This window comes from Methylobacter sp. (assembly GCF_004322395.1).
Classification (GTDB): Bacteria; Pseudomonadota; Gammaproteobacteria; order Methylococcales; family Methylomonadaceae; genus Methylobacter_A.
The window spans coordinates 131,967-140,645 of record NZ_SCTW01000009.1 but is presented as its reverse complement, the minus strand read 5'-3'; the positions used below and the strand labels follow the sequence as shown (position 1 = coordinate 140,645).

Below are 8,679 nucleotides of genomic sequence, written 5' to 3'. Positions count from 1 at the left end.
GCGATATTATCGATGCCGATTTTCAGCAGATACTCAAGGGCGGCGCCCAAGCCTACCGCATCGGCGATATTGCCGGTACCGGCTTCAAAGCGGGCCGGTGCGGGTTGATAGACGATTTTTTCAAATGTCACATCGTCGATCATGTTACCGCCGCCTTGCCACGGCGGCATCGCTTCGAGCAGTTCGGCTTTGCCGAACAACACGCCGATGCCGGTGGGGCCGAATATCTTATGCCCGGAAAACACGAACCAGTCGCAATCCAGCGCCTGCACATCGACGCGCAAATGCGAAACCGACTGAGCGCCGTCCAGCAACACACGAGCCCCGACACGATGCGCCATCTCGATCATTTCCCGAGCGGGAGTGACCGTGCCCAGTGCGTTGGAAACCTGCGTGAACGACACCAGTTTGGTGCGCGAATTTAGCAGCTTTTGATATTCGCCCAGCAATATCTGGCCGTCGTCATCAACCGGGGCGACGCGCAATGTCGCTCCCGTTGCATCGCAAAGCTGTTTCCACGGCACGATATTGGCGTGATGTTCCAGCCAAGTAATCACAATCTCATCGCCCGCGCCGATATGTTGCCGTCCCCAACTTTGCGCAACCAAGTTGATCGCCTCGGTCGTTCCTCTCGCAAAGACTATCTCCGCAGAAGACGACGCATTCATAAACTGGGCAACGGTATCCCGCGCTTTTTCGTAAGCGTCGGTCGAGCGCGCCGCCAGTTCATGCGCCGCCCGATGAATGTTGGAATTCTCGTGCTCATAAAAATACGAGACCCGGTCGATGACCGCCTGCGGCTTTTGGGTGGTCGCCGCGTTATCGAACCAGACTAACGGCTGTCCGTTGACCCGTTCCTTGAGTATCGGAAAGTCCCGGCGCACCGCTTGCACATCAAAAGCCGGATGCGCAGAACCCAAAGCAGGGGACTTCGCATTAAATCCGCCGGTTTGCAGCTCATCGAGAAAATAAAATGATGAACCCGACTCGGCGTTCGCCGGAACACCTGCCGATGCCCCAAAAAGCTTTTGTAACTCAGTTTCGCCAGGCAACCCATAGGCTTGAGGCGAAAGCCCCGCTATCAATGACGCGTCAAAGGTAGGGCGGGCAGTGCTTTTCTGCCCACCGCTTTTATCGACCGAATTTGCAGCAAAAAGTTTTTGCAACTCCGCTTCAATCGCCTGCGGAGAAGTACCCACTTTGGTTAATGGGTCAACATCAGCCGCCGAAGACGGCGCGGCAGGTATCGAACCGGCCTCAACATTTACAGGAATGCTGCTTCCCGAAGGCACGCGCGAAACCAGCAACTGTTGCAATTGCGCTTCATCGGGCAATCCGAAGTTGTGCGGTAAAACACCCGCCAGCACGGATTTGTCCAAACCCGCCAACGGCGACTTTGCAATCGAAGACGAATTACCGAAAACCGACCCCGTATCGAGACTGTCAGGGACGCTATCGAAAGACGGTTGCCGCGGAGCAACTAATTTTTGCAGATCCGCTTCTCCCGGCAAGTCGAAACCTTGCGGTATTGCCGATTTATCGGCCCCCGACAAAGATGACGTCAACCCGCTCGGCACTGCCGAAGAGGCGATACCAATACGCGACCCGTCGCAAGGCAAGGCCGTGAACATCTCATTGGCGAGTTTGGTCAATTGCTCTATATCAGGTAGCGACGCATGTTGTGCAAAATCGCTGTTACTTGTATTCATGGTACTTGCCCACTTCGACATTCTCGAGCACGCCGAGCGCATCGTCAGTCAATACCGCCAGCGAGCAATACAGTGAGATCAAGTAAGAGGCAATCGCTTTGTGATTGATGCCCATAAAGCGAACTGACAGACCCATGCTCAGTTCGCCGGTCAGGTTAGGTTGATAAAGACCGACCACGCCTTGACGGCTTTCACCGGTGCGTAACAGCAAGATGTTGCTTTTGCCGTTGACCACTCTCAACTTGTCGGACGGAATGATAGGAATGCCGCGCCAAGTCAGAAACTGCGAACCGAATAAGGTCACGGTCGCAGGCGGCACGCCGCGGCGGGTGCATTCACGGCCGAATGCAGCGATTGTCAGCGGGTGCGCCAGGAAAAATCCTGGTTCTTTCCAGACCCTGGAAATCAATTCGTCCATATCGTCGGGGGTTGGCGCACCGGTACGCGGCTGCACTTTAAAGCCCGGCGCAACGTTATTCAGCAAACCGTATTCAGCGTTGTTGATCAGCTCGCTTTCCTGGCGTTCTTTGATGGTTTCGATCGTCAAGCGCAGTTGTTCGTGGATTTGGTTATGCGGGCTGCTGTATAAATCGGAAACGCGGGTATGTATGTCGAGTACCGTATTGACGGCATTCAAGCGGTACTCGCGGCCCCATTCCTCATAATCGACAAAGGTTTGCGGCAGTTCTTTTTCATCGAGACTGGAACAATCGACCAGCAGGCCGGTTTCGTTTTTTACTTTGTTGACGCGGTAAATACCGGCCTCAAGCGGTTTCCATTGCAGCAAATGAACCAACCACCGTGGCGTGATGGTTGATAGCATGGGGACGGTTTTGGTCGCGTTTGCCAACGTACGCGCAGCAACATCGCCCAGCGCGGTATGGGTTTGGCCTTCGTGAATATCGGACATGGTTTTTTCCTATTGTGGTTGGTGTAAGTAGTTGTTGGCATACCCGTCAAAATGATGGATGTGCGCTGGTTCCCAAGCAGAGATCCGAAATCAGACCTTCCAGGTTTTAAAAACCTGGAAGGTCTACTCCGCAACGTCCCGCTGGGTGAAGAAAGTTTCACTTCATCGCGGGCATGGCCCGCTCCTACAGCGATTAACTTAAGGGTAGAGACGAATTTCTTTACCTTGAACCTTTCGCCTTTTGTCTATCCCTATATCCCGCCCCCATCCTGAAACAATTCGCTACGCACATGCGCCTGGGTAATATTGCTGCCTGGCGGCACGCTATAGGTAAGCCAAACATTGCCGCCGACGGTCGAGCCGCGGCCGATAGTGATGCGCCCTAAAATCGTCGCGCCCGCATAAATGACGACATCGTCCTCAACGATAGGATGCCGGGCATTGCCTTTAACCAGAATGCCGTCATCGTCTTTCTGGAAACGCTTGGCGCCCAACGTAACGGCCTGATACACGCGAACATGCTTCCCGATAACTGCCGTCTCGCCGATGACCACACCGGTGCCGTGATCGATAAAAAAACTCTCGCCGATTTGAGCGCCGGGATGAATATCAATGCCGGTGGCTGAATGGGCAATCTCGGAAATAATGCGTGCCACCAGCGGCGCACCCAATTGATGAAGGATATGAGCAAGCCGATGATGAGTGATTGCGGTAATGCCTGGATAACAAACCAGCACTTCATCGGAACTTCTCGCCGCCGGATCGCCTTCGTAGGCGGCCTGAATATCGCTATCGAGCAGCGTCCTCACTTCGGGTAAGCGCTTGGCAAACTCACGGGTAATCGTGACTGCCTGCTGGTATGCATCCTCAACAGCAACAAATTGCAATTCGCGGCGAATCTGCGTGTAAAGTTCGCGTAACAGTGTATCGAGCGTATGGCCGACAAAGTAATCGATGCCTTCGTCGTTCAAATCGGGCAGGCCCAACCGGTTCGGAAACAACACCGCACTTAGGCCGTCGAGAATTTTTTTCAGTTCCTTGCGCGACGGCAGCTTGGGCGGCTTGTCGCGTCGATGCCGGGTTTCCAGCGATTGCACGCGTAACTGGCGCAGTCTGATGACCAGCTCATCGATGCCCCAATCCTGCTTGCTATTTTGATAGCTGGAATCGTTCATGCTGCAAAACCGCTGGCATCGAAAACGCCTTCAAACAGCGGCGAACTCAAATAGCGCTCGCCGGAATCCGGCAGCACGACAACAATGGTTTTGCCGGCGTTTTCAGGGCGTTTGGCGATGCGCACTGCGACAGCCACCGCAGCCCCGCAGGAAATACCGGAAAGTATGCCTTCTTCCCTGGCAAGTCGGCGCGCGTAAGCAATGGCTTCTTCATTGCTGACTTGCTCTATTTGATCGACTAGCGACAGATCGAGCACATCCGGCACAAACCCTGCGCCGATGCCTTGAATTTTATGAGGACCGGGCTTGAACAATTCACCGGCGCGATGTTGGGTAAGTACCGGACTCGCTTCAGGCTCAACCGCAATCGAAACGATAGCTTTGCGCTGAGTCTGCTTGATATAGCGGGAAACGCCGGTAATCGTCCCGCCGGTACCGACGCCGGAAACCAGAATATCGATAGCGCCGTCGGTATCGTTCCAGATCTCCGGCCCGGTGGTTTGCTCATGAATAGCCGGGTTCGCCGGATTTTTAAACTGTTGTAGCAACACATAACGCTCGGGATCCGACGCGGCGATTTCCTCGGCTTTCGCTATCGCGCCGCTCATGCCTTTGGCGCCTTCGGTCAATACCAGCTTGGCACCGTAAGCAATCAGCAATTTGCGGCGCTCCAGGCTCATGGTTTCCGGCATCGTCAAGGTCAACGGAATATTCCGCGCCGCTGCGACAAACGCCAGCGCAATGCCGGTATTGCCGCTGGTCGGCTCTATCAGTTCCTTGCCGGGACCCAGTACGCCGCGACGCTCGGCATCCCAGATCATTGCCGCGCCGATCCGGCATTTGACCGAATAAGCCGGGTTGCGGCCTTCTATTTTTGCCAGCAGGGTAACGGGTGCGCCATCAATGATGCGATTAAGCCGGACCAGCGGCGTCTGCCCAATGGAGTGGGAATTGTCTTCGTGCCAATGTGACATCAAAATCTCCTGTGTGAGTCGCAAGCTGATTGCCTAGCCAAATTTTGGGCAAAAAAAAGCCAGTGGCCTCTGGGAGGGGCTCACTGGCTTCCGGTTGTCCGGTCAGCTTGTGTTTTTTATAAAGTACTTTAAGTCGTTACATTCTGTCAAGGCACATACTTACATTCTATCAACAGTCCAATAACGCCTTAACTTACTCTATTTGGCCATATGTCGCGGCTCAGGATTTGGTAGGTACTAATTTTTATCGATTTTGGAAATAATTTCGCTTCCGATGGCGTCGCCATTATCTACAGACTTTTCCTCTTCGCCTTCTTGCAGGGCCGAGCGAAAGCCCTTGATGGCTCCGCCCAGATCAGTGCCAATATTGCGTAGACGCTTAGTACCGAAAACAACGGTAACGATGGCTAATACAACTAATAAGTGAGTAACGCTAAGACCCATTTTTAACTCCACTGGAAACCTTGCAATGCAAAGGTCTCTACTTGTTACGTTGCGCCTTTCAGGCTTGACCGGACAAAAGAGTATTGCAGTTTTTGCAATATATTTCCGGTTCAAGGCCTGTCGACTGACAACACTCTGCAATAAAACCACGGCTTGGTAGTTTCATAATCAATCTGTTTTTTTACGAGATGCTATTTACTGAATATCTCCTAAGTCACTTGATACAAAGTTTTTGGATTTGCCGATTCAGCACTTCTGACTTCCACTTCACTGTAAGCGTTCGGCAGCTTTTTCTGCGCATTCGGCAGCATGCCGTAAAGTCCCAGCTTATGCCTGAGCACATTACGGCTGATGTCCAGCAAACGCGCGGTCTGAACCTGGTTTTCCTCGCAGAATTCAAAAGCAGTCCGAATAACCGTCTCTTCCAATATTTCGAATAATTTGGGCGGCGCTTGCTCGCAAAGGCGCTGCAAAGCGCTTTCCAAAGACGCGGTTGAAACGGATGGTCCTTGATCCAAATTCCTGACGCCGGATAATTTAAAATCCTCAGGGCGTAAGCGGTTGCCGGGGCATACCAGAAGCGCACGGTGAACGGCATTTTCCAGTTCGCGAATATTGCCCGGCCAATCGTAATTCAATAAAGTCAATTCGGTTGCCGGCGATAACTTGATGTCGGCGTAGCCCAAACGAGCGCCGTAAATTTTCAGAAAATGTCTCGCCAACGGCAGAATGTCGCCGGGGCGCTCACGCAAGGGGCTTAACTGAAGAGTCGCTACGTTGAAGCGATAATATAAATCGGCCCGAAAGTGCGATGCCGCAACGGCCTCTTCAAGATTGACATTAGTTGCCGCAATGATTCTGACATCTACCGGCACCGGCTGCCTGGAGCCCACTTTGACAACTTCGCGCTCCTGTAATACGCGCAGCAATTTGGCCTGCATCGCAAACGGCAAGTCGCCCACTTCATCGAGAAACAGGCTGCCTTTGTTGGCGGTTTCAAACCAGCCTTCCTTGCTCGTTAAAGCCCCTGTAAAGGAGCCTTTTTCATGGCCGAACAATTCGCTTTCGATCAGGTTTTCACTCAACGCAGCGCAGTTTAATGCCCCAAAAACATTTTTGCTGCGCTTGCTGAGGGCATGAACATGCCGAGCTACCAGCTCCTTACCGGTTCCGGTTTCGCCGATGATAAGAACGGTCGCATCGCTGGGTGCAATGCGTTCGATCTGTTCCAGCAAGCGGCGGGAAACAGGGTCTTCAAAAACCAGGGCTGTCGCTCGGACAGAAAGCGACAGCGAGCGCGACTGCAATTCATCAAACGCCAGCAGTGTAGAGGCTTGCTCTTCTTGGTTGCTAGCGAGAATGCCGTCTGAAAGTGTATCCATAATAATGTGCTCGTTTGCTTTGCAAAAAGTGGCTAACTCAACCCTTTTCAGGATCATCTCCGGATTTAAATAAAGTCACTGTAATTAAATCGGGCAACAGAACCGATCATGTCACTCCGCCGGCGTTAGTAAATATCTTAGGGTAATTGTTATATGTAATAAAACGTTATTATTAGATTTCTATATCTTTAAAATTGATATATTAAGGTCTTTTTTTATTGGCATTACAGCTTATGTATTCACGGTTAATGCGTTGAGATTTCAGGCTCCAGCTTTCCAATGCCTCTCGGTGTGCGGCGAATTGCGCGCTTTTTAGGTGCGAAGGTTTTCTTCAAAAGCCGCCAGCCGACCACCAGCGAACTCGCCCCCAGCACCAACCCAAACGATACCCAGATCAGCATCCAGACATCCCATATCGGCCGGTGATAAATCCAGCCGAAATCCCAGTGATGCAGGCCGGAATATAACCAGCGTAAGACACGTCCGCTTCTGTCCACTCTAGTCATCAGTCGGCCGTCTTGCGGGTCCAGGTAAAAGCGGGTTTCTGCATCGTCGGCCAGTTGCACCATCAGCACCGGCAACGGTTTCTCCACCAAACTTTGATGGTGTCTGGGGTAGTAATAACTGTCGTATTCATTCAGAACTGCCTGGGTTTCCACTGCGGCGCTACCGGCCACGCGTTGTACGGCAGCCAGTAACGATGCCTGGCTGAACTGCGGCAAGCCGCCATCCGGTTCTTGCGGCAGACGCTGTCCGTCACGGGTATGAGCCAGCAGGACGGCATCGCCGCCCAGCCGCCGCCAGCCCAACTCGACAATATCCGCATCATCGACAGCCAAAGCCAATAGAGCAGGTAAAACCGGCTGCCACAGACGCATTGCCTCAGGCAGTTCGCTTCCCAAATAGCGGTTTAATTCTTGCCGATTAGGGTTGGCCGGCGAAAATATTTTTCCGGGGTTGGTATCGAGAAAACCGCTGAGCGCCCAAGACAGCACCACGGTACCGCCGATCAGCCCGCTCCAAAAATGCCATTTAAACCAGAATTCGCGGTAAGGCTGGGTACGGCCCTGGGAATAAGTCGGCTTGCCGCCGAAACCGGGCCGCCAGCGTAACCAGCCGATAATCAGGCCGGTCAATGTCGCTATCGTCGCGGATAAGCCCAGCCACAGTTGCGCATCGTTGCGAAACTTACCCAAGCCTATCGATTCCAGCGGCTTTAGCAAATGCAGCCAGTTGCCCGCCCAATAGAAAGCCCGATCCAAACGGCTGGAGACGTGCAATACTTCGCCGGTGCGCGAAGAGATCAGCACCTCCCCGCCATCGCCGACGGCTATGCGATGGAAGGGGCTCAAGGCATCCTGATTGCGCAGAATAATCGGCTTCTCAACTGTCTCCAGGAAAGCGGTTTTGATAACGCCGCTGCTGTTGGACTTAAACCAATTTTCCGCAATTTTTAAAGCCTGATCCGGCGTGGTTGTACGCAACGAACCGTCAAGCGCAGACAAGGCGAAACGCTGACCTTTACTATCTTCTACCAGCCATACGGGTTCCCCGGCACTGCGCACCAATCGGGCATCGGCGATACTGACATCTTTTCCTTTGCTACCCTGGGTTTCGGTGCCGGCAGCCGCTTCAACAGCTTTAGGCTTAAGTTCTGCCGCTTTACGTTGTTCGGCACTACGATCCCAGGCCTCACCCAGGCTCAGCCAGCCGACTTCGGGAGCCAACGTTTCTGCGTGAGCGAGTTGCTGACTGCGGTTTTGCGTAGTCGGAGTGGAATACATAATCACCAAACCGGTAAAAAACCAGAAAAACATGAATAAGCCCAGCACTACGCCTACCCAGCGATGGACTTGATATAACAGCCGATTCAAAAACTTCATTGTTGCCCTCTTAAAAATAAAAGACTGGAGAAATAATTAACTTATCTCGTTCCCTCTCGCTGCACCACTGCCATTAAGTTAAGAAATACGCTGGTTCCCAAGCTCCTGCTTGGGAATCCAGTGAGCAAAGCTCTAGCTTTGCAAGACGGGAAGCTGGAGCTTCCTACACTGAATTCCCAAGCTGGAGCTTGGGAACTAGCAA

General features: G+C 52.8%; 7 protein-coding genes. All 7 read right to left on the bottom strand.

Annotated features, from left to right (window positions below; genetic code table 11):
* Positions 1-1,709: cysteine desulfurase (locus tag EPO18_RS01995; RefSeq protein WP_292429790.1), on the bottom strand; the 1,709-nt coding region annotated here is incomplete at its 3' end.
* On the bottom strand, positions 1,696-2,619 hold the full coding sequence (locus EPO18_RS01990) for a family 2A encapsulin nanocompartment shell protein (RefSeq protein WP_292429788.1): 924 nt from the start codon (positions 2,617-2,619) through the stop codon (positions 1,696-1,698). The genes EPO18_RS01990 and EPO18_RS01995, both read right to left, overlap by 14 nt.
* A gap of 251 nt (positions 2,620-2,870) precedes the next feature.
* Complete coding sequence (gene epsC / locus EPO18_RS01985; protein WP_292429786.1) at positions 2,871-3,794, bottom strand: serine O-acetyltransferase EpsC; 924 nt, start codon at positions 3,792-3,794, stop codon at positions 2,871-2,873.
* The gene (gene cysK, locus EPO18_RS01980; RefSeq protein WP_292429783.1) at positions 3,791-4,768 is read right to left on the bottom strand and encodes a cysteine synthase A; all 978 of its coding nucleotides are present in this window, start codon (positions 4,766-4,768) and stop codon (positions 3,791-3,793) included. The genes epsC and cysK overlap by 4 nt, the downstream gene beginning before the upstream one ends.
* Before the next feature lie 237 nt (positions 4,769-5,005).
* A complete protein-coding gene (locus EPO18_RS01975) occupies positions 5,006-5,212 on the bottom strand; it encodes a Sec-independent protein translocase subunit TatA (RefSeq protein ID WP_292429780.1) in 207 nt (68 codons plus the stop codon).
* Positions 5,213-5,421: 209 nt separating this feature from the next.
* The gene (locus EPO18_RS01970; protein ID WP_292429776.1) at positions 5,422-6,594 is read right to left on the bottom strand and encodes a sigma-54 interaction domain-containing protein; all 1,173 of its coding nucleotides are present in this window, start codon (positions 6,592-6,594) and stop codon (positions 5,422-5,424) included.
* Between the two features lie 245 nt (positions 6,595-6,839).
* Positions 6,840-8,477, bottom strand: a complete 1,638-nt coding sequence (locus tag EPO18_RS01965; RefSeq protein ID WP_292429773.1) for a PepSY domain-containing protein — start codon at positions 8,475-8,477, stop codon at positions 6,840-6,842.
* Positions 8,478-8,679: the final 202 nt, after the last annotated feature.

What these genes read in the sequence shown, in the direction of transcription:
- epsC (WP_292429786.1), bottom strand. Translation starts at nt 3,794, where the DNA reads ATGAACGATTCCAGCTATCAAAATAGCAAGCAGGATTGGGGCATCGAT.
- EPO18_RS01965 (WP_292429773.1), bottom strand. Translation starts at nt 8,477, where the DNA reads ATGAAGTTTTTGAATCGGCTGTTATATCAAGTCCATCGCTGGGTAGGC.
- EPO18_RS01990 (WP_292429788.1), bottom strand. Translation starts at nt 2,619, where the DNA reads ATGTCCGATATTCACGAAGGCCAAACCCATACCGCGCTGGGCGATGTT.
- EPO18_RS01975 (WP_292429780.1), bottom strand. Translation starts at nt 5,212, where the DNA reads ATGGGTCTTAGCGTTACTCACTTATTAGTTGTATTAGCCATCGTTACC.
- EPO18_RS01970 (WP_292429776.1), bottom strand. Translation starts at nt 6,594, where the DNA reads ATGGATACACTTTCAGACGGCATTCTCGCTAGCAACCAAGAAGAGCAA.
- cysK (WP_292429783.1), bottom strand. Translation starts at nt 4,768, where the DNA reads ATGTCACATTGGCACGAAGACAATTCCCACTCCATTGGGCAGACGCCG.